Here is a 25,676-nt window from a genome sequence, read left to right as displayed (position 1 = left end):
CCGGCCCACAACGGCATCGTTGCCGCCATGACGACTCACGCGGTTGTGCTGGACAAGGTCCGGGCCGCCTACGGCACCGGCGACCGGCGGTCGGTCGCCCTCGACGGGATTTCGGTGACATTCGAACGTGGCACGTTCTCGGCGGTGATGGGCCCCTCCGGCTCGGGCAAGTCGACGCTGTTGCACTGCGCGGCAGGGCTCGACCGCCCGACCGCCGGCTCGGTCACCATCGATGGGACCGTGCTCGACGATCTGACCGAGGACGAGCTCACACGGCTGCGACGCGACCGGATCGGGTTCGTCTTCCAGGCGTTCAACCTGGTCTCGTCGCTGACCGCCGAGCAGAATGTGGCTCTGCCCGCCCGGCTGGCCGGCCGTCGCCCGGCGGCGGCGGATGTCACCGCCGCGTTGTCCGCGGTGGGGCTGGCCGATCGTCTCCGGCATCGTCCGAGCGAGCTGTCCGGTGGCGAGCAGCAGCGCGTGGCCGTGGCCCGGGCCCTGATCAGCCGGCCCGCGGTGGTGTTCGCCGACGAGCCGACCGGCGCGCTCGACAGCGTGACGTCGCGGCACATACTCGATCTGTTGCGCGCGCTGGTCGACGATCATCAGCAGACAGTGGTGATGGTGACCCACGATCCGGTGGCCGCCGCTCGTGCCGACCGGATCGTCTTCCTCGCCGATGGACGGATCGCGGACGACGTCCGGGCGCCGCTGGGCGCGGAGGAAATCGCGGCACGCACCGCGCATCTGGTGGAGGGCACGTGCTGAGGCTGCGCCGGGCGGCCGGCGCACTGGTGGCCGTGGTGGCTGGAATCGCGCTGGTAACCGTTTCTCTGTTACTGCTCGTGGCAGGACGGCCGGAGGTTCCGGATCGGCTGTCCGCCGCGGCCGTCGTCGTCCAGGCGCCGCAGAGCCACAGTCCCGGCGACCCGTTCCCGCCGACGGTGCCCTGGCCGGGGGCCGCGGCCGAGGACCTGAGCAGGCGCCTCGCCGGGCTTTCCGGGGTGGCGGCCGCGATTGCCGATCGGTCGTTCTACGCGCAGGCGGTCATCGACGGGCGGCCGTCGAAGAGCTCCGTTGAGGGACACGGCTGGTCCTCGGCCCGCCTCGGCGGGGTGCGCCTGGTGGCCGGTGAGCCGCCCCAGCGTTCCGGTGAGGTCGTGGTGGACCGGGCACTCGACGTGCGGCCGGGCGGGGCGGTGACGTTGCTGACGGCGGTGGGGCCGGTGACGTACACGGTAACCGGTCTGACCGACAGCCCTGGCTACCTGGTCGCGGATTCGGTGGCTGCACGGCTGGCACCTGGGGTGCAGGCGATCGGCCTGGTTCTGCAGCCCGGCGCGGACGCTCGCGCCGTGGCGTCGGCGGCCAGCCGCATCGTCGGCGCCGGGGCGACGGTTTTGACCGGTGATGCGCGCGGTGCCCTGGAACCGCGAGACGACGCCCGTACCCGCTGGATCGGCATGCAGGTGCTCACCGGGGTCGCGGCGCTCGCCGGGTTTGTCACGGTGTTCGTGGTCGCGTCGACGTTCGCGTTCACGGTGGCGCAGCGCCGCCGCGAGCTCGGTCTGCTGCGTGCCGTCGGCGCGACGCCCCGGCAGGTGCGGCGGATGGTGTATGGCGAGGCGCTGCTGGTCGGCGGGGTCGGCGCGATTCTCGGGGTGGTCACGGGCGCGGCCGTGGCTCCGGCGGTGGGTCGCAGTCTGGTCGATGCCGGGTTCGAGCCGGCGACGTACGAGGTGCGGTACACCGCGCTGCCGATGCTCGCCGGATTGCTGTCCGGCCCGCTGGTCGCACTGGCCGGGGCCTGGTCGGCGGCCCGGCGGGCGGCTCGGGTACGTCCGCTGGAGGCGCTTCGCGAGGCGTCCGTCGAGCAACGCCCGATGGGGCGGCTGCGCTGGATCACCGGTGGCTCGCTGATCACGGTCGGGGTTGCGCTCGCCGTCGGCGCGGCGACGTCGCGGGACGCATCGGACGGAGCGAGCTTCGCGTTGTACAGCGCGATGGCCCTGGTGACCGGCATGGTGGCCGTTGCGCCCGCGGTGATCCCACCGATCGTTCGGCTGTGGCGCCTCCCGCTACGGCGTGGCAGCGGCGCGGTGGGCCTGCTGGTCCGCCAGGGGGCACGGACGTCGGCACGGCGAACCGCGTCCACCGCGGCGCCGGTGCTGCTGACGGTCGCATTCGCGGTACTCGTCTCCGGCATGGTCCGCACCTCGACAGCGGCGTACGCGGTGGGGCGGCAGGCTGACGTCGCCGCCGGCCGGGTCATGGTTCCGGATCGGACGCCGGGGTTGTCGGATGCCGCCGTGTCCGCCGTCGCCGGGTCCGCGGTCCTTCCGACCACGGTGTTCACGACCGATCGGCGGGCGTGGAGCGGGCTGGGGGTTGACCCGGATGCCTTCACCCGGACCGATCGGGCCGTGCGGGTGAACGTCGGCGCTCTCGCCGGCCTCCGCGGTGCGGACACCGTGGTCGTCACCGAGTCGGCGCGTGCTGGTGTGGGTTCGTTGTGGCCGGTGACGTTTGCGGACGGGCAGCGAGTCGGGTTGCGGGTCGTCGGCGTGGTCGCCGACGGTTCGATCCGCGGCGACGTTCTGCTGTCCCGCACGACCGTCCGGGAACACGATCCGTCCGCGCTGACCGCGGCGGTGCACCTGTCCGGTGCCGGAACGAGCGGGGTCTCGGCAGGTGTCGGGGCCCGGGTGATCGACGTGGCGGTCTGGGCGGACGAGGCCGACAGCGCGGAGGACCGGCTGGTGTGGCTCTTCACGCTGATGCTCATCGCCGTGTCGGCCGGCTACGGGGCGATCGCCGTGGCCAACACGCTGCTCATGGCGGCCCGAGGGCGGGCGCCCGATCTACGGGTCGTACGGCTGGCCGGGGCGACGCGCCGTCAGGTGGCCGGTTTCGTCGCAGCGGAGTCGGCGCTGGTCGTGTTGGTCGGCACAGTGCTCGGCGGGCTCGTGGCGTTCGGCGCGCTGCTGGCCATCCGAGCCGGCCTGAGCGAACAGATAGGGGCACCCGTCCCCCTCGTCGTCCCCTGGCCGGTCATCGGCGGAGTGATCAGCCTGTGCCTGCTCCTCGCGCTCCTCGCCGGGGTCTTGCCCACCCGGCGGATGCTGCACGCCCCGGCTCTGCGCCTCCCGCAGGTGGACCAATGAGCAGTGACAGCAGGCGAGACGGCCCCAGGATATGGCCGCGGTACGTGAGGATCAACCGAGGTTGCGACCACACCCACTGCTCTATCAGGTACTCAACACCGGGGACGGCTCGCGACATCGCACCGACCGGCCTCGCGGAGAGGGCGGACCAAGACGGTTGCGTCGCCCGGCCGCGCACGGCCGCCCCCGGCATGTCGGCAACGGGTCGATTCCCGCACGAGACGCAACCGTCCCGGGGTGTGCGGAACGGTTTCCGGCGTGCGACTTCCTGCTCCCGGCCGACACGACGAGACCACACTGCTCGGACGAATCGTCTGGCTGAAATCGGTGGTGACGCCGAACACTTCACCGGCCGGATGGGAGATCATGCTCTCGATAACCGCTGACAGACAGCTCACCATCGCGGCTCACCCACCGATGGCGCATGTCAGGGGCCACCGGCGGTGGCCGGTAGCCTCACGGCATGAACGCATCGGTGGAGAATCAGGCGGGGCTGGTCGAAGTCCGGCCGGGCATTCATGTCTGGGTGCAGCCGGACGGATCCTGGTGGCTGAACAACGCGGGCGCGGTCACCGCGGGCACCACCCAACTGGTGGTCGACACCTGCGCCACGGCGACCCGGGCGCGACACTTCCTGGACGCCTTGGGCGCGGCTACCGGGCAGACGCCGAAGCTTGCGGTCAACACGCATCAGCACGGCGACCACACGTACGGAAACAGTGTTCTTCCGGCCACGACCGTGCTGATCGGGCAGGAACAGATGCGGGAGGGTCTGCGGACCGATCCGCTCATCGACGGGTGCCCGCCGTTCTGGAGCCCGGTGCCGGACTGGGGCGATGTCGAGCGCCGCCTGCCCGACATCACCGTCACGGACGCGCTCACCGTCCACGTCGGTGACCGGCGGGTCGAGCTGCGGCATCCGGGCGGCCCGGCCCACACCACCGGAGACCTGGTGGCATGGGTGCCGGACGCACGCGTGCTGTTCACCGGCGATCTGGTGTTCGCCGGGCTCACTCCGCTCGTCTTCATGGGCTCGGTGACCGGTGCGCTCGCGGTGCTCGACTGGCTGGCCGCCTTCGAACCGGAGGTGCTGGTGCCCGGACACGGTCCGGTGCTGACCGGCGACGACATCACCCGGGTGCTGGACGAACACCGTCGGTACTACCATCTGGTCCTGCGAGCCGGAGCGGACGGTGTCGAGCGTGGCCTGTCCCCGCTGGACGCGGCTCGTGGGGTGGATCTGGGCGAATTCGCCGACTGGGCGGACCGCGAACGGATCGTGCTGAACCTGCACCGGTACTACGTCGATCATGACGGCAGCGACATGGATCTGATCGCCGCCTTCATGGATGCGGTGGCCTACAACGGCGGCCCGCTGCCCACGCGCGTCTGACACGGTGCATCTCCGGGTCCGACTGGTTGTTGGTGGCCCCAAGCCCGCAGAGACTGGCCGGCACCCCGGCTTGTCTGTGCGGGCCTGGCCGACGGCCAGCCGCTTGAACGCGGGGCTCACCGGCGTTGACGTCGGCGCAGCGGACCTCCCGCGACGTGGACGCCAGCGCGCCGACCCCGCACGAAACGGGTACCAGCACGCTGAACCCGCACGGGGCGGACGCCAGCACACCCGGACCCCACACGGAGACCGACGCCAGCACACCCTGATCCCGCACGAGACGGACGCCAGCACGCTCAACCAAAAGGCGCACGCCAGCACACCCCACGACCCAGGAGGCGCACACGAGCACACCCGACCAGCCACGGGGCACACGCCAGCGCGCCCCCAACCATTCACGGCGCGGACGCCAGCGCGCTCCGCGCGACAGGAGCCGATCGGCGTGGACGCCAGTTCGTGACGAGGGCGGCGGCTAGGAGCAGCTCGGCGATGTCACCGCCGTAGTACATCAGGGTGGCTGCGCCCCGGCGCTGCTCTTCGGGCACCGGTAGGTGGACGAACGCGCCGGCGTACATGAGTTGGGAGAAAGTGGCGTGGAAGGCGACGGCCAGGCCGAGCACGACCAGCCGTGCCGGCACTCGGGGACGGCGGGGCGCCGGGTCGGGGCCGGCGATGACCCAGGCGAACAGATAGCCGGCCAACAGGAAATGGAGGTGGACCAGCAGGTGCGTCGCCGGGTGCCGGGTGGTCCAGGTGTACAGCGGGGTGAGATAGAGCAGGAGCAGGCCGCCGAGGTTGAGAGTCAACGCGACCGCCGGCTGGGCGACGACGTGGACGAAGCGGCTGCGCAGCACCCGTCCGACGGCTCGGCCTGCCTGGCGGGGCATGGTGCGCAGGAGCAGGGTGACGGGTGCGCCGAGGACCAGACCGAGCGGCGCCAGCATGCCGATCAGCAGGTGCTGCAGCATGTGGGTGCGGAAGTCGTCAGCCGATCGCAGGGTCAGGCCGACCACCAGGAGGGTGCCGCCGGTGAGGAACAGGATCGTTCGCCACCAGGGCCAGTGCCGGGTGCGTGTAGTCAGATAGTCGTATCCGACGACCGCGACGACGACGCCCAGCAGTATCAGGCCGCCGTCCGGCTGGTGAGAGTGGTTCACTGGAGGTCCCGGGCAGCATGGTGGGGACGCCGCGAGCGGTCATCGGAGCGAGGAAGGAGGCGCGAGCAGGTCTCACGACTGTGCAGACAGTCGACGGTGCGCGGGCTCGCACCACGCCGCGGGGATCGGCAGACGCCCGAGCTCGCACCAGGCCATGGAGCCCGGCGAGAACCCGAGCTCGCACCACGCCCTGGAACCCGGGAGAGACCCGGGATGGCACCACGCCCTGGAGCCCGGGAGACACCCGGGATGGCACCACACCTTGGAGCCCGGCAGGAACCCGAGCTCACACCACACCGCGCAGACCGGGAGCCGCCCGGGATGGCAACGCGTTCGGAACGTGCGGAAGCCAGGCGATCATCAGGTCGGGAGGGGGACGGGCTGGCACGCTTCCGGAAACGGCGGTCCTCCAGAGTGTGGGGGCGCCCGGAGGGCGAGCCGGACACGCCACTCGCTCGGTGGACGGTCGGTGCCCCAGTCACGTCCTGCGCGCGGGACGGGCGCCTCCGCAGCCGGCAAGGGCTCATCGGGGTTCCTCAGCGCCGCGCTGCAGGCGCCAGCCCGCGGCGATCAGGGCCGCGCCCAAGGCGAGGAAGCCCAGGTCCCACCACAGTTGGTGCGGGCCCCCGTGGACGTGGTGGATGCTCAGGACCTGGTGGTCGACGATGCCCTCGACCAGGTTGAACAGGCCCCAGCCGACCAGCATCCAACCCCACAGCGCCCGGGACCGGAACATCCGGCGACGGTCGGTGGTGACCCGTGAGTACAGCAGGCCGAGACCGATCAGCACCGACAGCCAGGTGACGGTGTGGAAGGCGCCGTCCCACACCGTGTTCATGCGCAGCCCGTCGACCGTGTCGGGCGGGTAGTATTTCAGTCCGATCCGGTCGGTGTTGGTGCTGGTCAGCATGTGGTGCCACTGCAGCAGTTGGTGCAGCAGGATGCCGTCGGCGAAACCGCCCATGCCGATGCCCAGCACGATGCCGGGCAGGGCGATGCCCCGGCCGGCGGTGGTGACCGGGGCTGTCCGCCGCGTGCTCATGCGCGGGCCCCCCGCCGCCGCGGCTGCCCGGCGGTCAGGCTGCGGATCTCGGCAGACAACGGACGGCGCTGCTCGAGCTGGCCGAGCGGCAGGGCGGCGATGCCCGGCCGGCTCTCCGTGGTGGTCATGCGGACTCCCGTACGTCAATGGGCCTGTCTTCCGCGCCGACTACCCTTCTTCCGTCCGCGTATTCCTCGACCGCCGCACCCGACCGCTCGGTTGCGGGCCGGCGCGCAGAGCGCACGCCCCGCGGAAAGCCGCGCGGCGCGAAGGTGAACATGGCCGGCAGCGCAGCACCACGGACGATTCAACCCACAGAAGACGCCGGCAAAGACCGACGCGGCCGACAACGCAGCGCCACGGACCGCCAAACCGACAGAGGACCCCGCCGCGCAGAGGTCAACGCAGCCGACAACCCCACACCACGGACCGCCGAACCCGCAGAAGACTCCGCCGCGCAGAGGTCAACGCAGCCGACAACCCCACACCACGGAACGACCCGAACCCACAGAAGACCCCGCCGCAGAAGAACCAACCCGGCGGACAGCCGCGGAAAGCAACACCGCGGAGAACGCGGCGCCACGGACGAGTCGACCCCGCGGAAGCCGCGAGGGCCGACCCGGCGGACAAGCCGGCACCCCGAAAGGACCGACGCGCCGGACGACCGCCCCCCGAATGACGCAACACAGCGGAAGACCCGCGCCACGAAGGCCGGACACACCGCAGGCGCTACCGCCGCAAGCGGACCGGCACCGCACGCGCAAGCGCCGCAAGCGGACCGGCACCGCACGCGCAAGCGCCGCAAGCGGACCGGCACCGGCGGGCGCGCCGACGAAGCGGCCGCGGTGAACGGCCCCCCCCCCGCCGCGCCCGCGGGAGCCGAGGTCATCCGGCACCGGACCCGCCGCCGCTGCCGCGGTGGTCACCACACCCGGCGCCCACCTCACCCGGGGCTCGACCCGAGGACGGTCTTGCGGGACAGGTCGCTGCCGCGGCCCCCGCACGCCCGGGCCCGACCGCCGAGCCGTGCGCGTACCGCGACCCGCGACTCACCAGGGGATGCTGCCGTCGTCGTCGAAGAAGCCGCCGGTCGGGCCGTCGTCGGGAAGCGTGGCGAGCCGGATCGCGGTCTGTGCGCCCTGTTGCGCGGTGCGATGGCCGCGGAAACCGTTCAGGTCGGTCGCGCAGTAGCCCGGGCAGGCCGCGTTGATCAGGATGCCGGTGCCGGCGAGCTCCTTGGCGTACTGCACGGTGACGGCGTTCAGGAAGGTCTTCGAAGGGCTGTAGGCGGCGGCGATCGGGCCGGTCTCGGCGCCCGGGGTCTGCTGGCGGACCAGTGAGCCGACGCTGCTGGACATGTTCACGATCCGGGGCGCGGCCGAGCGGCGCAGCAGCGGCAGCATGGCGTTGGTGACCCGTACGACGCCGATGACGTTGGTCTCCACGACCGTACGGATGATCTGCGGGTCGACGCGGGTCGGCTCCTGCGGGACGCCGCCGGTGATGCCGGCGTTGTTGACCAGGACGTCGAGACGGCCGCCGCGCCGCTCGACCAGCTCGGCGGCGGCCGCGACGCTCGCGTCGTCGGTGACGTCGAGCGGCACACCGAACGCGTCCACGCCGGCCGCGCGCAGTGCGGCGACGGCCTCGTCGAGGCGTCCGGGGTCGCGGGCGCCGACACCCACGCTCCAGCCCAGCGCGCCCAGACCGGCCGCGATCTCGTGACCGATCCCCTTGTTCGCGCCGGTGACCAGCGCAATCGTTCGTTCGCTCATGCATCCGATCCTGTCGGCGCCCGCTGCGCGCCGCCAACACCGATCGGGTCGGTCGCCATACCCTGCGGGTATCGACGGTACGGTTGCCGCCATGGAGACGCGGGAGCTGCGGTATTTCGTCGCGGTCGCCGAGGAGCTGAACTTCGGCCGGGCCGCCCAGCGGCTGGGCATCGCGCAGCCGCCACTGTCGCGGGCGATCGCTCAGCTGGAACGCCGGCTCGGGGTGCAGCTGCTGACCCGCACCAACCGCGGCGCGACGCTGACCGAGGCCGGGTCGGTGCTGCACCGGGAGGCCCGGGCGGTGCTGGACGCGGTGGCGGCGGCCGAGCGGCGCACCCGCCGGGTCGCCTCGGGCGGCCCCGGGCTGGTGCTGGCGGCGAAGGCGGGCGCCTCCCGGGAGCTGCTGGCGAAGCTGCTCGACGCGTACGCGAACGAGCCGGACGCGACCACCGTCGAGGTGATGCTGTGCGGGATCGCCGAGCAGGAACGGCTGCTGCGCGACGGGCGCGCCGACGTGGCCCTGCTGCACCTGCCGTTCGATTCGACGGCCGGGTTCGACACCGAGGAGCTGGGCCGGGAGAGCCAGGTGGCGGTCCTGCCGGCCGGGCACCCGCTGGCCGGCCGGGACCACGTCCGGATGGCCGACCTCACCGGCCTGCCCGGGCTGCCGATGCCGCGCTGGCCCCGCCCGGACGGCAGCTACCCGGACGGGCCGGGCCCGGCCGTCCGCGACGCGACGCAACTGCTGCAGCTGATCTCGCTGGGCCGCGCCTGCACGGTGCTGCCCGAGTCGGCCCGGGCCGACCTGCGCGGCGACCTGGCGGCGGTCCCGGTGCTGGACGCGCCGCAGGTGATCACGCTGATCGCCTGGCCGGCGCACAGCCGGTCCCGGGCGCTGGCCGCGCTGATCCGCACCGCGACGCGGCTGTGACGAATCGCTGCTCGAGCAGCCGGCGCACCTCGCCCGGGGGCCCGCCGAGCCGCACCGCCGCCGTGACCGGTCACTCCTTGAGCAGCTGGCGCACCTCGCCCGGGCGCCGGCCGCGCCGAGCCGCACCGCCGCCGTGACCGGTCACTCCTTGAGCAGCTGCCGCACCTCGCCCGGGCGCCGGCCGCGCCGAGCCGCACCGCCGCCGTGACCGGTCACTCCTTGAGCAGCTGCCGCACCTCGCCCGGGCGCCGGCCGCGCCGAGCCGCACCGCCGCCGTCACGGGTCACTCCTTGAGCAGCTGCCGCACCTCGCGCTCGTCGCCGCGCCGGGGCGCCTGCCCGTTCTCGTAGCGTTGCAGCAGCCGGGGGTCGACGTACGAGGCGCGGGCCACCGCCGGGGTGTTGCCGAGCCGGTCGGCGACCGTGCGCATCGCCTTCGCGACCACCTTGCGGCGCTTGGTCGGGGTCGGCTGCGGGCCCGCGTCGGCGAGCTCGGCCGCCGCGGTGACCGTGCCGTGCCAGGTGCGGAAGTCCTTGGCGGTCATCCGGGTGCCGCTGATCTCGCGCAGATAGTCGTTGATCGTGTCGGCATGGATCTCCTGCCAGCAGCGTCGAAATCCGTTCCAGTACGCGAACAGCCGGTCCGCCCCGCGGCGGCGCCGCTTCAGCGCGGTCAGCACCGCCGCGACCTCGCCGTCCTCGACGACCCGGGAGTGCTCCACGCCCGCCTTGCCGGGGAACTCCAGCAGCAGCTCGCCGTTGCGCGAGCACACGTGCTCGGGGCGCAGCGTGGACAGGCCGAACGACGGGTCCTCCTCCCGGTTGGCGTACTGGTCGCCGCCGAGGCGGAACATGCCCAGGTCGAGCAGCCGGACGATGGCGGCGAGCACCCGGTCGCGGGTCAGGCCCCGGCCGGTGGTCAGGTCGTCGCACAGCCGGTCGCGCATCCTCGGCAGGCGGCCGGCGATCTCCCGTACCCGATCGAACTTCTCCTCGTCCCGGGCGGTCCGCCAGTCCGGGTGGTAGCGGTACTGCTTGCGCCCGGCCGCGTCGGTCCCGGTGGCCTGGATGTGCCCGCGCGGGTTCGGGCAGATCCACACGTCGGTCCAGGCGGGCGGGATGACCAGGCCGCGGATGCGGTCCAGGGTCTCGCGGTCGCGGATCGTGCCGCCGTCGGGGTCGAGGTAGTGGAAGCCGCGCCCGCACCGCCGCCGGGTGTATCCCGGCTTGGTCAACCTGCTGCGCCGCAACCGCTCCGCCATGGCCTGCCCCTCCCCTGGTGCCGGCCCGACAGATGCCCCGATCCGGGCCCGGCAAACGAACTTCGCCGCGGATCGCGCCACGCCGCCGCGGGCACCGCCCCGGATGGCCGCACAAAAAGCCCGGGACGCCGCACAGAAAGCTCGGCGCGCCGCACAGAAGCCCCGGACGGCCGCACGCGAAAGACCCGGATCGCCGCACGCAGAACGCCCGGGACACCGCACACGAAAAACCCGGGACACCGCACGCAGAACGCCCGGGACGCCGCACACGAAAAACCCGGGACGCCACCGGCGGCGGCGTCCCGGGTTGCTCGGCCGAAAGGTCAGGCGACCGTGGCCGGGAACCGTTCCCAGACCCGGTGCGAGGCCATCAGCTGCTGGACGGCGGCCAGGGTGCCGGCCGCGGTGTCCTGCACGACGACGCCGGGCGTGTCGGCCAGGCCGGTCTGCCGCAGCAGCTCGGCGCCCGGGCCCCAGCCACCGATCGCCTTGGCGTGCCGCCAGCACTCGTCGACCAGCATGTTGACCCGCGGGTCGACGGCGGCCGTACGCGGGGCGCCGGCCTTCTCGTCGCGGGCCGGCACCGCGTCCGGCGCCGGGACCGGCGAGGCGGCCAGCAGCAGCGCGTCGAACTCGATCGAGCGGGCGGTGGCGAACGTACGCTGCACGGTCAGCCCGCCGACCTTGCCGCCGTGCGGGGCGATGATCAGCGGGACCATGCCGGCGGCGGCGATCGTCTCGCGGACCTCCTCGACGCCTTTGAGGTCGGTGGCGGTGTCGTCGACGACGATGCCGACGAGCCGTCCGTCGGCCGGCCACTGCTGCCCGACCTGCGACAGCGCCGGGCTCGGCTCCGCTTGGGGCAGCTCGATGGTGGGCTCCGGGGCGGGCAGGCCGAGACCCTTGGCGACCTGCTCGCACAGCACCGGGTCGATGTTGGCCAGGCAGCGCAGCTGCCGTTCCCGGATCTCCTGGTGGTAGCACTTGCCCAGCTCGAAGGTGTACGCCCGGATGATGTGCTCCTTCTCGATCGGCGACATGCTCAGCCAGAACAACCGCACCTGGCTGAAGTGGTCGTCGAAGGAGACCGGGTTGGCGCGCACCTTGGGCGCCTCGGTGACGGTGACCGGCACCTCGACGAAGGCGTTCTCGGCGTCCCCGGCCGGGAACGGGTTGCCGCCGTCGAGCGAGTTCGGTTTGTACGGCGCCACGCCCGCGTGCACCGCGTGCTGGTGGAAGCCGTCGCGGAGCATGTCGTTGACCGGGGCGTGCGGCCGGTTGATCGGGATCTGGTGGAAGTTCGGCCCGGCCAGCCGGGTCAGCTGGGTGTCCAGGTACGAGAAGAGCCGGCCCTGCAGCAGCGGGTCGTTGGTGACGTCGATGCCGGGCACCAGGTTGCCGAGGTGGAAGGCGACCTGCTCGACCTCGGCGTGGAAGTTGGTCGGCGTACGGTTGAGCACCAGTTTGCCGACCGGCTGCACCGGGGCGAGTTCCTCCGGCACGATCTTCGTCGCGTCCAGCAGGTCGATCCCGGCGAAGGTCTCCTCCGGGGTGTCCGGGAAGACCTGCAGGCCCAGCTCCCATTCGGGGTACGCGCCGGCCTCGATCGCGTCGTACAGGTCCCGGCGGTGGTAGTCGGGGTCCACGCCCGCGGCGAGCTGGGCCTCCTCCCAGACCAGCGAGTGCACGCCGAGCTTCGGCTTCCAGTGGAACTTGACCAGCACGGTCTCCCCGGCGTCGTTGATCAGCCGGAAGGTGTGCACGCCGAAGCCCTCCATCATGCGGTACGACCGCGCGATCCCCCGGTCGGACATGTTCCACATGGTGTGGTGCTGCGCCTCGGTGTGCAGCGAGACGAAGTCCCAGAAGGTGTCGTGCGCGCTCTGCGCCTGGGGAATCTCCCGGTCCGGGTGCCACTTGGCGGCGTGCACGATGTCCGGGAACTTGATCGCGTCCTGGATGAAGAACACCGGCATGTTGTTGCCGACCAGGTCGAAGGTGCCCTCGTCGGTGTAGAACTTGGTGGCGAAGCCGCGGGTGTCGCGGACCGTGTCGGCCGAGCCGCGCGAGCCGAGCACGGTGGAGAAGCGGACGAAGACCTCGGTCTGCTTGCCCTTCTCCTTGAGGAAGCCGGCGCGGGTCAGGTTGGCCGCCGTGCCGTAACTGGTGAACACGCCGTGCGCGCCGGCCCCGCGGGCGTGCACCACGCGCTCCGGGATGCGCTCGTGGTCGAAGTGAGTGATCTTCTCGCGGAAGTGGTGGTCCTGCAGCAGGACCGGGCCGCGCGGGCCGGCCTTCAGCGAGTGGTCGGTGTCGCGCAGCCGGGCGCCCTGCGCGGTGGTCAGGAAGGCGCCCTGCTGGCCGAACGCGGTGGGCGGCGCGCCGGTCTCGGCGCCGGTCGGCGTGCGGGTGTCCGGCTGTCCCTGCTCCGGGCTCGGCGGCAGCGGGCCCTTGGGGGTGGTGGGCTCCTCCACGGTCGGTTTCGCGCTGCCCGGCTTGCCGGGCACGTCGGGCTTGGCGCTGCCGGTCACCGCCTCGACTGCGGCCTCGGCGGCATCCTTGATCACTTCAGCGGGACTACGGGATTCCATCCGGACAAAACTCCTCATTCGGGTGTGCGGCGCAGTCCCCATACCCGCATCCCCCCGCGCCAAACTGGATTCATCCCAGATATTGCCCTGGCTGCCGGCCGGCCCCGGCGCCACCGGCCACGCTCGAACCCGGCACGGCCAACCGGCCGCGGTCAAACCGGTCGCACGCGAACCGGCACGCTCGAACCCGGCACGCCCGAACCGGCCACGGCCAAACCGGCCGCACGCGAACCGGACACGCTCCAACCAACCGCGATGGGACCAGCCGCGGTGCAAGCCCTCGCGGTCAGGCGCCCGGCGGCGCCGGCGCCCTGCCATCCGCGCGCACGCGCGCACGCGCGCACAGCCGGCAGGGCACGCGCGGCCTCAGGGCTTGAGCACCACCTTGATGCAGCCGTCCTGCTTCTTCTTGAAGATCTCGTAGGCGTGCGGGGCCTGCTCCAGCGGCAGCCGGTGGGTGACCAGGTCGTCCACCCCGAGCGGGTCGGCGTCCCCGGTCAGCAGCGGCATGATCTCGTCCACCCAGCGCTTGACGTGGGCCTGCCCCATGCGCAGCGTCACACCCTTGTCGAAGAGGTCCATCATCGGGATCGGGTCGGCGTTGCCGCCGTACACGCCGATGATCGACACCGTGCCGGCCCGGCGGACCGCGGCGAACGCGGTGCGCAGCGCGGCCATCCGGTCCACCCCCATCGTCTCGGTGGCCTTGCGGGCCAGCGGGTCGGGCAGCATCCCGGCCGCCTTCATCGCCGCCGACTGCAGCGGTGAACCGTGCGCCTCCATGCCGACCGACTCGATCACCCCGTCGGCGCCGCGCCCGTGGGTCAGCTCCAACACGGCCGCCGGGACGTCGTCGACGCGGCTGTGGTCGAGCACCTCGATGCCGTGCCGCTGGGCCATCGCCAGCCGCTCCGGCACGTCGTCGACCGCGATCACCCGTTCCGCGCCGAGGTGACGGGCGATCCGCGCGGACATCTGCCCGATCGGGCCCAGCCCGGTGACCAGCACGGTGTCGCCCGGCGTGACGTCGGCGTAGCGCACCGCCTGCCAGGAGGTGGTGAGCACGTCGGACAGGAACAGGTAGCGCTCGTCCGGGTGCCCGTCCGGCACCTTGATCGGGCCGAAGTGCGCCTGCGGCACCCGCAGGTACTCGGCCTGGCCGCCGGGCACCTGACCGTACAGTTTGGTGTACCCGAACAGCGCGGCGCCCTTGCCCTGCTCGGTGACCTGGGTGGTCTCGCACTGGGCGAAGAACCCGCGCCGGCACATCCAGCAGTGGCCACAGGAGATGTTGAACGGGATCACCACCCGGTCGCCGGGCTTGATGTGGGTGACCTCGGAGCCGACCTCCTCCACGATGCCCATCGGCTCGTGACCGAGCACGTCGCCCCGGTCCAGGTACATCCCCAGGACGTCGTACAGGTGCAGGTCGGACCCGCAGATGGCGGTCGAGGTGATCCGCACGACGGCGTCCGTCGGCTCCTCGATCTTCGGGTCGGGAACGGTTTCCACGGACACCTTGCCGGTGCCCTGCCATGTCAACGCTCGCATACGCCGCTTGTGCCCGACTGGGTCGCGGTTAACCACGGCGCTTGTGGACCGCGCTGAGGATCATGTTAGTCCGGCGTCCGGCGGGGCACCGGAGAGGCATGACGACACCGACTGAGAACCCCTTCGCCGTGATCACCGGCGCCTCCAGCGGCATCGGCTTCGAGCTGGCCCGCCAGCTCGCCGAGCACGGTTACGACCTGCTGCTGGTCGCCGAGGACGAAGCCATCGAGGAGGCCGCCGCCAACCTGCGCCGCGACGGCCGCAACCAGGTCACCGCGGTCCGCGCGGATCTGGCCACCTACGACGGAGTGGAGAGGGCCTGGGCCGCCGTCGAGTCGACCGGCCGGGGCATCGACGCCCTGGCACTCAACGCCGGCCGCGGCATCGGCGGCACCTTCGTCGGCGGCACGGATCTGGCCGACGAGCTCAACGTCATCGACGTGAACATCAAGTCGACGGTCCACCTGGCCAAGCGGGCGCTGCCCGGGATGGTCCGGCGCGGCGGCGGCCGGGTGCTGGTCACGTCCTCCATCGCGGCCATGATGCCGGGCACCTACCAGGCGGTCTACAACGCGTCCAAGTCGTTCACCCAGTCGTTCGCCGAGGCGCTGCGGGCCGAGCTGAAGGACACCGGGGTGACGGTGACCGCGCTGATGCCCGGCCCGACCGACACCGATTTCTTCCACCGCGCCGAGATGGACGACACCCGGGTCGGCGCCGGCTCCAAGGACGACCCCGCGCTCGTCGCCGAGCAGGGTGTGAAGGCGCTGCTGGCGGGCGAGGAGAAGGTCCTCGCCGGCTCGGCCCGGACCAGGGCGCAGGCGGTCGCCAGCAAGGTGATGCCGGACCGGGTCAAGGCCGCGATGCACGCCCGGATGGCCGAGCCGGGCTCCGCTACGGACTGACCGCGCCGACCAGGGCCGGCGCCACGGTCACCGGCGCCAGCCGGGCGAGCAGCGCCCGGGCCGCGGCGACCACCAGCTCGCGATCGTGGGTGAGCGCGAAGTCGAAGCGCCGCTGCCGGTCCGGGCCGGTGTCGCCGAGGTCCCGGGCCACCAGGGCGGCCGTCCGGTGCGGGCCGACCACGATCACGTCCCACTCCCCGCGCAGCTCGTCGGCCGGGTCCAGATGCGCGCCGCGCACCCCGGGCACCGGCTCGTCGCCCAACCCGGCGCCGACCGCGGCGACCAGCGGGCTGTGCGCCGCGATGCGGGCGAACCGCGCGGCGGTCGCCGCGGTGAAATGCCGGCCCTCCTGGAAGCAGGCGAGCAGGACCGGCGGCTCCGGCCCGGTGCCGGCGAGCGCTTCCAGGTGCCGGCTCATCGGCATGAGCTGCGCTTTCGTCGTACGGGTGACCGGTCGCCGCGACGCGACGATCTCGAACGGGGTGCGGGTGTCCCCGGGCGCCGGGGGCACCCACGGCAGCCCGCCGCCGGCCGGCAGCCGGGCGGGCAGCGGGCCGGGCCGGCCGAAGTGCCAGCCCTGCCCGACGGTCGCGCCCATGGTCCGCGCGACCTCGACCTGTTCGGCGGTCTCCACCCCCTCGGCCAGCACGACGGCGCCGCTGGTCTCGGCGTAGGCGGCGACGGCGGCCACCACGCGGGCGGTGAACGGGTCGTCCGGCGCCCGCAGCAGCTGCATGTCGAGCTTGACCACGTCCGGGTGCACGAACGGCATGAGCGCCAGCGACATCGGGTCGGCGCCGACGTCGTCGAGGGCGACGCTCCACTCACTGGCCCGGCAGTTCGTGGTCGCGGCGAGCAGGGCCGCCGGGTCGTCGGCGATGACCCGCTCGGTCATCTCGGTGACCACCCGCAGCCGCTGCCGGGCCAGCTCGACGACCGGGGCCAGGTCGGGCGGGCAGGCGGTGCGCCAGGCGGTCGGCTCCATGTTGACGAACAGGTTCAGCCCCGGCCCGAATCCGGCCCGCAGCGCCTCCCGGTACGCGCCGGCCCGGCAGATCCAGTCGAGTTCGCCCTCGCGGCCGACCGAGCGGGCCGCCGCGAACAGCGCCATCGGCGCCTCCCACGGGGTGCCGGCCGGTCCCCGGCTGAGCGCCTCGTAGCCGATGGTCCGGCCGGACCTGAGATCGACCAGCGGCTGGAAGACCGGGGTGACCGCGCGCTGGTCGAGCACTGCGTGGATGTCGAACACGAGCCGCTCATCGGCCGCGAGCAGCCGGACGTTAGGGCCGCGCCCGTACCGTGCCGGCGCCGGGCACCCCGCCGCGGCGGGATGCCCGGGATCGTCACCGCGCGTCCGGCCCGAGGCTGTCGCGCAGCTTGGCCAGCGCCTGCACCAGCAGCCGGGACACGTGCATCTGGGACACCCCGACCCGCTCGCCGATCTGGCTCTGCGTCAGGTTGCCGTAGAAACGCAGCGTGATGATGTGCCGCTCCCGCTCGGACAGCGTGGCCAGCGCCGGGCCCAGCGCCAGGTGCAGCTCGGCGCGCTCGAACTCGGGATCCCGGCCGCCGAGCGTGTCGCCGAGCTCGGCGTCACCCTCCGTGCCGATCGGGGTGGACAGCGAGGCCGCGCGGTAGGCGTACGAGCCCTCCAGGCCCTCGATGACCTGCTCCTCGCCGATCCCCAGGTGGGCGGCGACGTCGGCGACGGTGGGCTGGCGGCCCAGCGACTGGACCAGCTCGCCGCGCGCCCGGTTGATCGCCATGTTCAGCTCCTGCAGCTTGCGCGGCACCCGGATGTTCCACATCCGGTCCCGGAAGTGCCGCTTGAGCTCGCCCAGGACGGTCGGGACGGCGTACCCGATGAACTCGCCACGGCTCGGCTCGAAACCGTCGATCGCCTTGATCAGGCCGACGGTGGCGATCTGGGTCAGGTCGTCCAGGTCCTCGCCACGGCTGGCGTAGCGGCGCGCCAGGCGCCGGGCCATCGGAAGCCAGGCGGCGATCGCCCTCTCCCGCGCCGACGGCCGGGACGGGTCACCCACCGGCAGGTCCGCCAGAGCGTTGATCGCGGCGGTGGCGGCAAGGTCCTCGGCCAGGTCGGTGTCGGCCAACGAAAGCATGGGGCTCCCCTCGAGGGGACAGCGGGGCGGCGCACCCGTCCAGCCACAGCGGCGAGATGCGCACCTCGATGTCCCGGTAATACAGCAACATCACAGATGGTTTCTCGGCACACTGTTTGACCGATGTCCGAACCCTAGCCGTACCGGCTGGTTCTTGCCAACCGAAAGTATGAAGTGTCGCAGTTGGCGGCTACGTTCCACCGCTTCGAGTGACACGGGTGCCACCCCCGGCACGTTTCGGGGCCGGGCATTCTGGGAACCGGCGCGGGCCAGACACACCGCGGTAGGGAGATGTGAGACATGGAGTTCGACTGCACGATCGAACGGCGCGACGACCGGGTCGTCATCGTGCCCGAGGGCGACATCGACGCGGACACCGCCGCCGCACTGCGCCAGGTCCTGCGCCAGGCCGTCGAGACCGCCGACTTCACCCACCTGGACGTGAACCTGCACCGGGTGTCGTTCCTCGACTCGACCGGCCTGGGCGTGTTCGTCGCCGCCCGCCGGGCCGCCGAGGCGCGCGGCATCACGTTCCGGCTGACCGATTTCGGCCCGATGGTGCGGATGCTGCTGCAGGTCACCAACCTGGAGGAGACGCTGACCGGCGAGCCCGCCAGCAAGGCCTGACGGGCTTTCCCGCCGCGGTCGCGACGGCCGTGGACCGGCTGCCGTGACCGGCCACCGCGGCCGGTCACGGTAGCCGGGCGACGTCCCGGTAGAACGTGTTGATCTTCTGGACCGCGGTCTCGAACGACTCCAGGTCGATCGGCTTGGTGACGAAGGCGCTGGCCCGGCTGCGGTAGCTGGAGTTCACGTCGGCGGCCGCGTCCGAGGTGGTCAGCACGACCACCGGGATCATCCGCAGGTGCTCGTCGTTCTTGATCTCGGCCAGCGTCTCCAGGCCACCCATCCGCGGCATGTTGAGGTCCAGCAGGATCAGGTCCGGCCGGTTGGCCTGCCCGGCCACGCTGCGCCGCAGGTGCTCCAGGGCCTCCTGACCGTCGGCCGCCCGCTCGATGGTCGGCGGCTGGTCGCCGGTGCTCAGCGCCTCCTCGATCATCAGCACGTCGGCGTCGTCGTCATCGACGACCAGAATGGTGAGCGGGCGCTGCGGTGCGGTGGGCACAGGATGATCCTTCCGATTGTTGCAGTCCGGCAAGCGTAGGGGCGCTCTCCCGATCGGACAACGGCGCGGCCCGGTGATAGGCCGGGCCGGCCGGATCGTGCATCACTGCGCGGTAGACGCCGTGGCGCAGCTCGGACACGTACCCCTCCAGCTCGGGCATGCCCAGCCGCGCGGCTACGGCCAGCTCCGCCTCGACGTCGTAGGGCACCCGCACGAACTGGACGGAGAACGGGGCGACCCGCTCGGACCCGGACACGCCTTCGAGAATCACGTACACCGGGGTCGCGTCGTCCATGGAGTTGCCCACGCTGCCGGTGTTGAACAGGGTGCGGCCCTGGGGACCGACCTCGTAGAACGGGTCGTGGGTGTCACCGTATCCGACCACCGTCGGCTCGGGGCCCGGGCCGGTCGCCGCGGTGTTGGCGAACATGCCGAGAAACTCCTGTGCACCGTGATCGAACCGGACCCGGTGGTGCACCCCGGTCGCCGAGGCGTGGAACAGCCGCACCCGCCGCCCGCTGAACCAGAAGTCGTGGCAGAACGGCAGCCCGCGCAGCCACCGCCCGTGACCGTCGCCGAGCTGCGCCAGCCACCAGGCCATCGCCTCGCTGTCGAAGGTGCGGGCCGGGTCGGGCAGGAAATCGTCCCAGTTGCCGAGGATGTTGACCGCGCACCGCTGCCGGCAGATGTCGACCACCTCCCGGCCGCGCGGTCCCTTCCCGACGTAGTCGCCCAGGTTGAAGATCTGTTCGATGCCGCGCGCGTCGATGTCGGCCAGCACCGCCTGCAGCGCGGTCAGGTTGCCGTGGACGTCCGAGATCAGGGCGATGCGATCGTAGACCGTGGACACCCCGTGATCCTACGGTCACCGCTGCCCGGATGCCCGGATCGGCTACCGTGCCGGGTCGTCGACCACGAAGGGATCCGCCTTGCGCCGCAGCCTCTCCACGGGAACCCGCAGCCGCCTGCTCACCGTGCTGGCCGGTCTGCTCGCCGTCGCGTTCGTGCTGGCCCCGGGCCCGCTGGCGGCCGGCCGGCAGACCGGGGACCTGCGCTTTGAACGCCGCCTCGCCGACGCCGTCCACGGGTCCGTCGCGGAGTACTGGCGCGCCGGTGGGCCGGACCTGTCCCCCGGCCTGCACCGGGTCACCGACTACTGGTTCCGCTACCACGTGGCCAAGGCGGTGATCGCCGCGCTGCTGCTGACCGCCCTGGTCGCGCTCGGCGTGCTGGTCTGGCGGGCGGTCCTGCGTGCCGGCGGGACCGGCGCGGCGCGCCGCGGAGCCCTCGCGCTCGGCGGCGCCGCCGTCGCGGTGCTCGCGCTGTTCTCCGGCGCGCTGGTGATGGCCAACGTCCAGGGCGCGGTGGCCCCGCTGTCCTCGCTGATGCCGATCCTGGTGGACGGCCCCACCGGCGCGCGCTCCGCCGCGCTGCGCGAGCAGATCGCTCAGCGGCTGGCCGGCGCCCCGGATGCCGGCGGCTGGACGCCACCCGCCCTGCAGGTCCTGGTCGACGATTTCGCCCGGTACCACGTGGCGCTGGCCGTGCTCGCCGCGCTGGCGGCGGCCGGGCTGGCCGTGCTCGGCGTGCGGTTCGGGCGGCGGTTCGCGCGCACCGACCGCTCGGACCGGCGGGCTCGGCACGTCTGGGCGTCGCTGGGCGCGGCGGCGGCGCTGTCGTCGCTGGCCGCCGTCGTGCTCGTGGTGGCGAACACCGGCACGGCCGCCGACCCGGCGCCGGCGCTGGCCGCCTTCCTCGCCGGCGGCTGGTGACGCCCGTTCGACGCTTCCGCGGGCGCGCGCAGCCGCCGTGCCGAGCGCCCGGCGCCGTCGATCCGGAACACCGGAAACGCCCTCCCGGCGGCTGCCGGGAGGGCGGGTGTGTCAGCGGGGCCGGGCTACGGGACGGAAATCGCGTCGAGCAGCTCGCCGACCGGGCGGTCCGGCAGCGCGCGCGCCACGTCGGCGAGCGCGACGATGCCGACCAGGTCGTGACCGTCGATCACCGGCAGCCGGCGGACCTGGTGCTGACCCATGGTCCGCAGGATCTCGCCGGCGTCGTCGTCGGCGCCGATGGTCACCGGCTTGCCCTGCGCCACGTCCGCGGCGGTGACATCCGACGGGCTCCGGCCGGCGGCGATCGTCTTCACGACGATGTCCCGGTCGGTCACGATGCCCTTGAGCCGGTTGTCCTGGCCGCAGATGGGGAGGGCGCCGACTCCGAGGTCGGCCATCTTGCGTGCGGCGTCGGCGAGGGTCTCGCGCTCACCGACACACGTGACATCACGGGTCATGATCTCTCGTGCGGTCGTCACCATGTCCTCCTCGACCTGGTAATAGCAACGGGATGTCGTTCGCGGCGATTGCCGCCTACCGACACACGTACCCGTTCCGCGGGCCCTCACGCCACCCGGATCGGCACATGAGGAAAATGTCAATCGGAACTGAGCCCCCGGGCGCTGCCCTTTTTGATTCTGCGGTCGTCGCGCAGTTCCAGGAATGGTTCGTCGGACGGGTCGTGACCGGCGGCGATGGCGCGGCCCCGTTCGAGCTCGGCGTCGAGCTCGGCGCCGAGCAGGATCGCGATGTTGCTGATCCACATCCAGACCAGGAAAGCGATCACACCGCCGAGAGTCCCGTACGTCTTGTTGTAGTTGGCGAAGTTCGCCAGGTAGATCGCGAACGCCACCGAGGCGATGACCCAGAGCAGCACGGCGCACAGGCCGCCGGGGCTGACCCAGCGGAAGCCGCCGGTTCTCGCGTTCGGCGACGCCCAGTAGAGCAGCGCGAACATCAGGCTGATCAGCACCAGCAGCACCGGCCACTTGACGATGTTCCAGGTGGTGACCGCGGCGCCACCCATCCCGACCGCCTCGCCGACGATCTCGGCGAGGCTGCCGGTGAACACCACGATGGCGGCCGACAGGATCAGCATCACGCCGACGACCGCGGTGACCGCGATGCGGATCGGCAGGGTCTTCCAGATCGGGCGGCCCTCCGGCACGTCGTAGACGGCGTTCGAGGCGCGCATGAACGCGGCGACGTAGCCGGACGCCGACCAGAACGCGCCGGCCAGACCGAGCAGCGCGGCCGTGCCGGCCGTCCCGGAGGCCTGCACCTGGCCGAGCACGGTGTCGACCAGCTCGCGCAGCTGCTGGTTCGGGGCCAGCTCGTGCACGGTGTCCTGGACAGTCTGCTGCGCGTTGTCGCTGAGCAGGCCGAGCAGGGACACGATGACCAGCAGGCCCGGGAAGATCGACAGCACGCCGTAGTAGGTCAGCGCGGCGGCCCAGTCGGTGAGGTTATCGGTCGAGAACTGCGTGACCGTACGCCGCAGCGCCGCGAACAGGCCCCGGCCGCGCAGCGCGGCCGGGCTGTCCGGGCCGGCCTCGGGTGACACGGTGTGCAGGCTGGTGGGGGTGTCGTCACCGGTACGGGTGGTCGCCGCGGCGTCGATGTCGAGGGCGTGCTCGTCGTCGTGGGAGCGGCCGAACCTCATCACGGATCTCCTAGCGGGGGGACCCGCCGGCGCCGGCCCTGGGGGCGCGGGCCGGCGCCGGCGGAGAGGTGTGCGGGGTCAGGACGCGTGGTGCGCGGCGTTGCGGGTCTGGTCGGTGGCCTCGTGCGCGGAGGTCTTCGCCTGGTCCTTGGCGGTCTGCGCGGCGTCCCGGGCGGTCTCCTTGACCTGCGTGACGGCGTGCTCGACGCTGCCGGACAGCTCGTCCTTGAGCTCACCGGCGACGTCCTTGACCCCGTCGACCAGGTCACCGCTGTGCTCCTTGAGCTGCGCCCCGGCCCGCCGCTCGGCCTCGGTGACCGGCAGCAGCGAGGAGGCCAGCAGCCCCACGCCGAACGCGATGATGCCGGCCGCGAGCGGGTTGCCCTGCGTCTGCGTGGCCACCGCCTGCGGCGCACCGCGCACCGCCCCGACCGCGTCGTGGGCCTTCGCGCTCGCCGCGTCGCCGAACCGGCCCGCCTTCTCCTGCACGGTGCCCGCGGCCGAGGAGGCCCTGTCCTGCACGGCGCTCACCGCCGAGGAGGTGGTGTCCGCCGCGACGTACCGCGCATGCTCGGTGCTGCCCATGACCTTCTCCTTCACCGCCGTCCACCGCCGCTTCGCCACCCTGCCCGGGCTCGTCTTCTCAGCGAGCAGATCCACATCCCGGGTCAGCGACGCCCGGGTCTGCTCGATCCGCCGCCTCAGCTGGTCGGGTTCTTCAGCCATCGCGCATCCTCCTTGAGCGTGTCGACGGTCCGCCGCGGCATCGGGTCCACGGTCTTCAACTTCTTCCTGCCGCTGGCGTACAACACCGCGCCGATGACCGCCCACACGACCGCGACGATCAACGCGGCCCAACCCAGCGGCATGATCGCGTCCAGGCCGAAGACCACGGCGAAGCTGAGCAGCACCACGGCCAGGTAGCCGGCGAACCCGGCCCCGCCGAGCATCCCGGCGGCCTTGCCGGCCTTGGCCGCCTCCTGCTTGATCTCCGCCTTGGCCAGCTCCACCTCCTGGCGGAACAACTGCGACAGATCATCACTGATATTGCCGATCAACTCACCGATCGAGGTCTGCTCGACCTGCCCGGATCGGTCCGGAGAGTAGGGGCTGGTCACGGCCGCGGCTCCCGCGTACCGAGCGGGTACTCCTCCTGCACCACGAGCGGGGTGCCGGTGCCGGTCGAGGCGTACTCGGTGCCGGCCGCCTCGGTGGGCGTGTAACCGGCGCCCGCACCGGTGGTGGTGGCGTAGTCGGTGCCCTGCGCGCCGGCCGGTGGGGTGTAGGCCGGCTGGGGGGTGACGGGCAGGGTGTAATCGGAGGCGAAGGTGTCCGTGGACGGCTTGCGATCCTCCGCGGACGGCTCCGCCTTGGCGACGCTCTTGCCGAGACGCCCCACCACGAAACCCGCCGCCAACGCGGTCGCCAGGAACGCGCCCGGCCGCCGCCGCGCGAAATCCTGCACCTCCGCCAGCACACCCTCCGGACCATGACGATCCAGATAATCCGCCAACTGCCGGCCACCGTCAGCCACCCGCGACACCACCAGCGCCGCCGGACTGTCCGGCCGATCCCCCCGCATCTCATCCAGAGAATCCGCGGTCTGCCGGATCCCACCGACCAACCGCTCATGCTGCGACCGAGCCTGCTCGCCCAGCTTGTCGCGCACCTCACCGGCCAGGTCACGAGCCTGCGTCCGCGCCTGCGCACCCACCCGGTGCGCCTGCTCGGCCGCCACCCCCTTGACCTCCGAAGCCGCCTGAACAGCAGCCTGCTTACCCTGCTCCGCCACCTGCCGGGCCTTCGACGCACCGTCACCGGAGACGCCGCCCGGCGAGTAGCCGCCAGTCGATAGCTCGCTCACGTTGCCTCCTCATCAGCTGGTCATACGCCGACTCCCATTCCCCGGCCGAATCGGTTCCAACCCCGGAAACCGTTTATCGCATAAACCGGCAGCACCGGAACGCAAAGACCTTTCATCTCACCGGCCGACCGTCCATGACAGACTGGGGCGGTGCGGGACCGGCCCGCCTCGCCCCGAGGCACTCTCGACGCGGCGCGGATCATCTCCGCCGCGGTCGCGTTCATCGACGAGCACGGCCTGCATCGGCTGACCATGCAACGGCTCGGCGCCCACCTCGGCGTCGAGGCGATGGCCCTGTACCGGTACGTGCCCGGCCGCGAGGCGCTGCTCGACGGCGTGGTGGACGCGGTCGTCGACGAGCTGTTCCGCGATCCGGAGGTACACCTGCGGGCCCACGCCGGATGGGCCGACTACCTGCGCCGTCTCGCGCACGGGGTGCGCCGCACGGCGCTCGCCCATCCGGAGATCTTCCCGCTGATCGCGACCCGGCCGCCGGCCGCCCCGTGGGTCCGGCCGCCGCTGCGCAGCCTGCGCTGGATCGAGTCGCTGCTCGAGGTGATGACCGGCGCCGGGCTCTCCGGCGCGGACGCGGCCGTGGTCTACCGCGGGTTCAGCGGCTTCCTGCTCGGTCACCTGCTGCTGGAGGTCTCGGTGCGGGGTGACCGGCGGGCCGGGCCGCCCGCCGCGGATCTGGCCGGCTACCCGCTGCTGCGGCGCCTGCGGCCGCAGCTGTCGGCCGGGCTCGGGGTGCGCGACTTCGAGGAGGCGCTGCAGGCGCAGCTCGACCGCATCGCCCGGATGCTGCCGCCCCAGGGCCCCGGCAGCCGGGGTTGAAACGCCCGGCGCCCGGGGAAGTTGCCGCGGGTGAGACGGATTCTGATCGTAGTGGCGGCGGCGGCCGTGGCGGCCGCCGCGGGATGCGCCTCGGTCGGTGACCGGGGCGCGGCGGCGGCGGACGTCGCGGTACGGATGCTGCGGGCGGCCCAGACCGGCGACGGGAGCACCGCCTGTGCGCTGCTGGCCCCGGACACGGTCGCCGCGATCGAGCGCTCGGCCGGCAAGCCGTGCCCCGAGGCGATCCTCGACGAGGACCTGCCCCGGCCGGCCGCGGTCACCGCGACCCAGGTGTACGGCCAGCGCGCGCAGGTGCGCCTCACCGGCGACACGGTGTTCCTGGGCGCCTTCCCGGGCGGCTGGCGCGTGGTCGCCGCCGGCTGCGTCCCGCGCGACGGGCGGCCGTACGACTGCACGGTGCAGGGGGCGTGAGCGATGCGTTTCTCGTTCGTGTTCCTGCT

General features: G+C 72.5%; 25 protein-coding genes. 9 read left to right on the top strand and 16 right to left on the bottom strand.

Features of this window, described 5'->3' with window-relative positions:
• Nucleotides 1–27: 27 nt before the first annotated feature.
• The 3 genes from ACTEI_RS16830 (at nucleotide 28) to ACTEI_RS16820 (ending at nucleotide 4,557) form a co-directional block, all read left to right on the top strand.
• The gene (locus ACTEI_RS16830) at nucleotides 28–768 is read left to right on the top strand and encodes an ABC transporter ATP-binding protein (protein ID WP_122978526.1); all 741 of its coding nucleotides are present in this window, start codon (nucleotides 28–30) and stop codon (nucleotides 766–768) included.
• Nucleotides 769–845: 77 nt separating this feature from the next.
• Nucleotides 846–3,164, top strand: coding sequence for an FtsX-like permease family protein (locus tag ACTEI_RS16825; RefSeq protein ID WP_239082735.1), 2,319 nt, complete (start codon nucleotides 846–848; stop codon nucleotides 3,162–3,164).
• 463 nt (nucleotides 3,165–3,627) lie between these two features.
• A complete protein-coding gene (locus ACTEI_RS16820; protein ID WP_122978525.1) occupies nucleotides 3,628–4,557 on the top strand; it encodes an MBL fold metallo-hydrolase in 930 nt (309 codons plus the stop codon).
• A gap of 395 nt (nucleotides 4,558–4,952) precedes the next feature.
• Here ACTEI_RS16820 and ACTEI_RS16815 read toward each other — a convergent pair whose 3' ends face one another.
• The 4 genes from ACTEI_RS16815 to ACTEI_RS16805 all read right to left on the bottom strand — a co-directional run bounded on the left by ACTEI_RS16815 (nucleotide 4,953) and on the right by ACTEI_RS16805 (nucleotide 8,531).
• Nucleotides 4,953–5,714 (bottom strand): cytochrome c oxidase assembly protein, encoded by a 762-nt coding sequence (locus ACTEI_RS16815; RefSeq protein ID WP_122978524.1) that lies wholly within the window; start codon nucleotides 5,712–5,714, stop codon nucleotides 4,953–4,955.
• Between the two features lie 523 nt (nucleotides 5,715–6,237).
• Nucleotides 6,238–6,756: a DUF2243 domain-containing protein gene (locus tag ACTEI_RS16810; protein ID WP_122978523.1), complete on the bottom strand. Its 519-nt coding sequence runs from the start codon at nucleotides 6,754–6,756 to the stop codon at nucleotides 6,238–6,240.
• Nucleotides 6,753–6,884, bottom strand: coding sequence for a hypothetical protein (locus ACTEI_RS38965; protein WP_262384896.1), 132 nt, complete (start codon nucleotides 6,882–6,884; stop codon nucleotides 6,753–6,755). Before ACTEI_RS38965 ends, ACTEI_RS16810 begins: the two co-directional genes overlap by 4 nt.
• 921 nt (nucleotides 6,885–7,805) lie before the next feature.
• A complete protein-coding gene (locus tag ACTEI_RS16805; RefSeq protein WP_122978522.1) occupies nucleotides 7,806–8,531 on the bottom strand; it encodes an SDR family oxidoreductase in 726 nt (241 codons plus the stop codon).
• 91 nt (nucleotides 8,532–8,622) lie between these two features.
• On the opposite strand from ACTEI_RS16805, the gene ACTEI_RS16800 reads away from it, so the two are divergent.
• A complete protein-coding gene (locus ACTEI_RS16800; protein ID WP_122978521.1) occupies nucleotides 8,623–9,462 on the top strand; it encodes a LysR family transcriptional regulator in 840 nt (279 codons plus the stop codon).
• 283 nt (nucleotides 9,463–9,745) lie between these two features.
• Here the strand turns inward: ACTEI_RS16800 and ACTEI_RS16795 are convergent, their stop codons facing one another.
• The 3 genes from ACTEI_RS16795 to ACTEI_RS16785 all read right to left on the bottom strand — a co-directional run bounded on the left by ACTEI_RS16795 (nucleotide 9,746) and on the right by ACTEI_RS16785 (nucleotide 14,865).
• Entirely contained in the window at nucleotides 9,746–10,723 is a 978-nt protein-coding gene (locus tag ACTEI_RS16795) for a DNA topoisomerase IB (protein ID WP_122978520.1), read from the bottom strand.
• Nucleotides 10,724–11,046: 323 nt separating this feature from the next.
• Complete coding sequence (locus tag ACTEI_RS16790) at nucleotides 11,047–13,314, bottom strand: catalase (RefSeq protein ID WP_122978519.1); 2,268 nt, start codon at nucleotides 13,312–13,314, stop codon at nucleotides 11,047–11,049.
• Nucleotides 13,315–13,680: 366 nt separating this feature from the next.
• Nucleotides 13,681–14,865 carry a zinc-dependent alcohol dehydrogenase gene (locus ACTEI_RS16785; RefSeq protein WP_122978518.1) on the bottom strand — a complete coding sequence of 395 codons (1,185 nt, stop codon included), beginning with the start codon at nucleotides 14,863–14,865 and terminating at the stop codon, nucleotides 13,681–13,683.
• A 98-nt stretch (nucleotides 14,866–14,963) separates the two neighbouring features.
• Here ACTEI_RS16785 and ACTEI_RS16780 point away from each other — a divergent pair, with 98 nt between their 5' ends.
• A complete protein-coding gene (locus ACTEI_RS16780) occupies nucleotides 14,964–15,770 on the top strand; it encodes an SDR family NAD(P)-dependent oxidoreductase (protein ID WP_122978517.1) in 807 nt (268 codons plus the stop codon).
• Here ACTEI_RS16780 and ACTEI_RS16775 read toward each other — a convergent pair.
• Both ACTEI_RS16775 and ACTEI_RS16770 read right to left on the bottom strand, forming a co-directional pair.
• Nucleotides 15,760–17,019 carry a sensor domain-containing phosphodiesterase gene (locus ACTEI_RS16775; protein WP_122978516.1) on the bottom strand — a complete coding sequence of 420 codons (1,260 nt, stop codon included), beginning with the start codon at nucleotides 17,017–17,019 and terminating at the stop codon, nucleotides 15,760–15,762. The genes ACTEI_RS16780 and ACTEI_RS16775 overlap by 11 nt on opposite strands.
• Nucleotides 17,020–17,113: 94 nt before the next feature.
• On the bottom strand, nucleotides 17,114–17,893 hold the full coding sequence (locus ACTEI_RS16770) for a SigB/SigF/SigG family RNA polymerase sigma factor (RefSeq protein ID WP_122978515.1): 780 nt from the start codon (nucleotides 17,891–17,893) through the stop codon (nucleotides 17,114–17,116).
• Nucleotides 17,894–18,193: 300 nt separating this feature from the next.
• On the opposite strand from ACTEI_RS16770, the gene ACTEI_RS16765 reads away from it, so the two are divergent.
• Nucleotides 18,194–18,520, top strand: a complete 327-nt coding sequence (locus ACTEI_RS16765; RefSeq protein ID WP_122978514.1) for an STAS domain-containing protein — start codon at nucleotides 18,194–18,196, stop codon at nucleotides 18,518–18,520.
• A gap of 64 nt (nucleotides 18,521–18,584) precedes the next feature.
• On the opposite strand, the gene ACTEI_RS16760 is transcribed toward ACTEI_RS16765, so the two are convergent.
• Together ACTEI_RS16760 and ACTEI_RS16755 are read right to left on the bottom strand one after the other, a co-directional pair.
• Nucleotides 18,585–19,019 carry a response regulator gene (locus tag ACTEI_RS16760; RefSeq protein WP_203723850.1) on the bottom strand — a complete coding sequence of 145 codons (435 nt, stop codon included), beginning with the start codon at nucleotides 19,017–19,019 and terminating at the stop codon, nucleotides 18,585–18,587.
• On the bottom strand, nucleotides 18,973–19,869 hold the full coding sequence (locus tag ACTEI_RS16755) for a metallophosphoesterase family protein (RefSeq protein ID WP_122978513.1): 897 nt from the start codon (nucleotides 19,867–19,869) through the stop codon (nucleotides 18,973–18,975). The genes ACTEI_RS16760 and ACTEI_RS16755 overlap by 47 nt, the downstream gene beginning before the upstream one ends.
• A 79-nt stretch (nucleotides 19,870–19,948) precedes the next feature.
• Here ACTEI_RS16755 and ACTEI_RS16750 point away from each other — a divergent pair, with 79 nt between their 5' ends.
• Entirely contained in the window at nucleotides 19,949–20,791 is an 843-nt protein-coding gene (locus ACTEI_RS16750) for a hypothetical protein (protein ID WP_203723851.1), read from the top strand.
• Between the two features lie 125 nt (nucleotides 20,792–20,916).
• Here ACTEI_RS16750 and ACTEI_RS16745 read toward each other — a convergent pair whose 3' ends face one another.
• The 5 genes from ACTEI_RS16745 to ACTEI_RS16725 all read right to left on the bottom strand — a co-directional run bounded on the left by ACTEI_RS16745 (nucleotide 20,917) and on the right by ACTEI_RS16725 (nucleotide 24,381).
• Nucleotides 20,917–21,336: a CBS domain-containing protein gene (locus ACTEI_RS16745; RefSeq protein ID WP_122978512.1), complete on the bottom strand. Its 420-nt coding sequence runs from the start codon at nucleotides 21,334–21,336 to the stop codon at nucleotides 20,917–20,919.
• A 116-nt stretch (nucleotides 21,337–21,452) separates the two neighbouring features.
• Nucleotides 21,453–22,517, bottom strand: a complete 1,065-nt coding sequence (locus ACTEI_RS16740) for a YihY/virulence factor BrkB family protein (RefSeq protein ID WP_122978511.1) — start codon at nucleotides 22,515–22,517, stop codon at nucleotides 21,453–21,455.
• Nucleotides 22,518–22,595: 78 nt separating this feature from the next.
• Nucleotides 22,596–23,243 (bottom strand): DUF3618 domain-containing protein, encoded by a 648-nt coding sequence (locus tag ACTEI_RS16735; RefSeq protein ID WP_122978382.1) that lies wholly within the window; start codon nucleotides 23,241–23,243, stop codon nucleotides 22,596–22,598.
• The gene (locus ACTEI_RS16730) at nucleotides 23,219–23,635 is read right to left on the bottom strand and encodes a phage holin family protein (protein ID WP_122978510.1); all 417 of its coding nucleotides are present in this window, start codon (nucleotides 23,633–23,635) and stop codon (nucleotides 23,219–23,221) included. Before ACTEI_RS16730 ends, ACTEI_RS16735 begins: the two co-directional genes overlap by 25 nt.
• Nucleotides 23,632–24,381, bottom strand: a complete 750-nt coding sequence (locus ACTEI_RS16725) for a hypothetical protein (RefSeq protein WP_122978509.1) — start codon at nucleotides 24,379–24,381, stop codon at nucleotides 23,632–23,634. The genes ACTEI_RS16730 and ACTEI_RS16725 overlap by 4 nt, the downstream gene beginning before the upstream one ends.
• Before the next feature lie 150 nt (nucleotides 24,382–24,531).
• On the opposite strand from ACTEI_RS16725, the gene ACTEI_RS16720 reads away from it, so the two are divergent.
• Nucleotides 24,532–25,215 (top strand): TetR/AcrR family transcriptional regulator, encoded by a 684-nt coding sequence (locus ACTEI_RS16720; RefSeq protein ID WP_122978508.1) that lies wholly within the window; start codon nucleotides 24,532–24,534, stop codon nucleotides 25,213–25,215.
• Between the two features lie 30 nt (nucleotides 25,216–25,245).
• Nucleotides 25,246–25,647: a hypothetical protein gene (locus ACTEI_RS16715; protein WP_122978507.1), complete on the top strand. Its 402-nt coding sequence runs from the start codon at nucleotides 25,246–25,248 to the stop codon at nucleotides 25,645–25,647.
• The last annotated feature ends 29 nt before the right edge of the window (nucleotides 25,648–25,676 follow it).

It is taken from the genome of Actinoplanes teichomyceticus ATCC 31121 (genome assembly GCF_003711105.1).
Taxonomy (GTDB): domain Bacteria; phylum Actinomycetota; class Actinomycetes; order Mycobacteriales; family Micromonosporaceae; genus Actinoplanes; species Actinoplanes teichomyceticus.
Note: the sequence above shows the minus strand (reverse complement) of the source record. Positions and strands in the feature narration are given on the sequence as shown.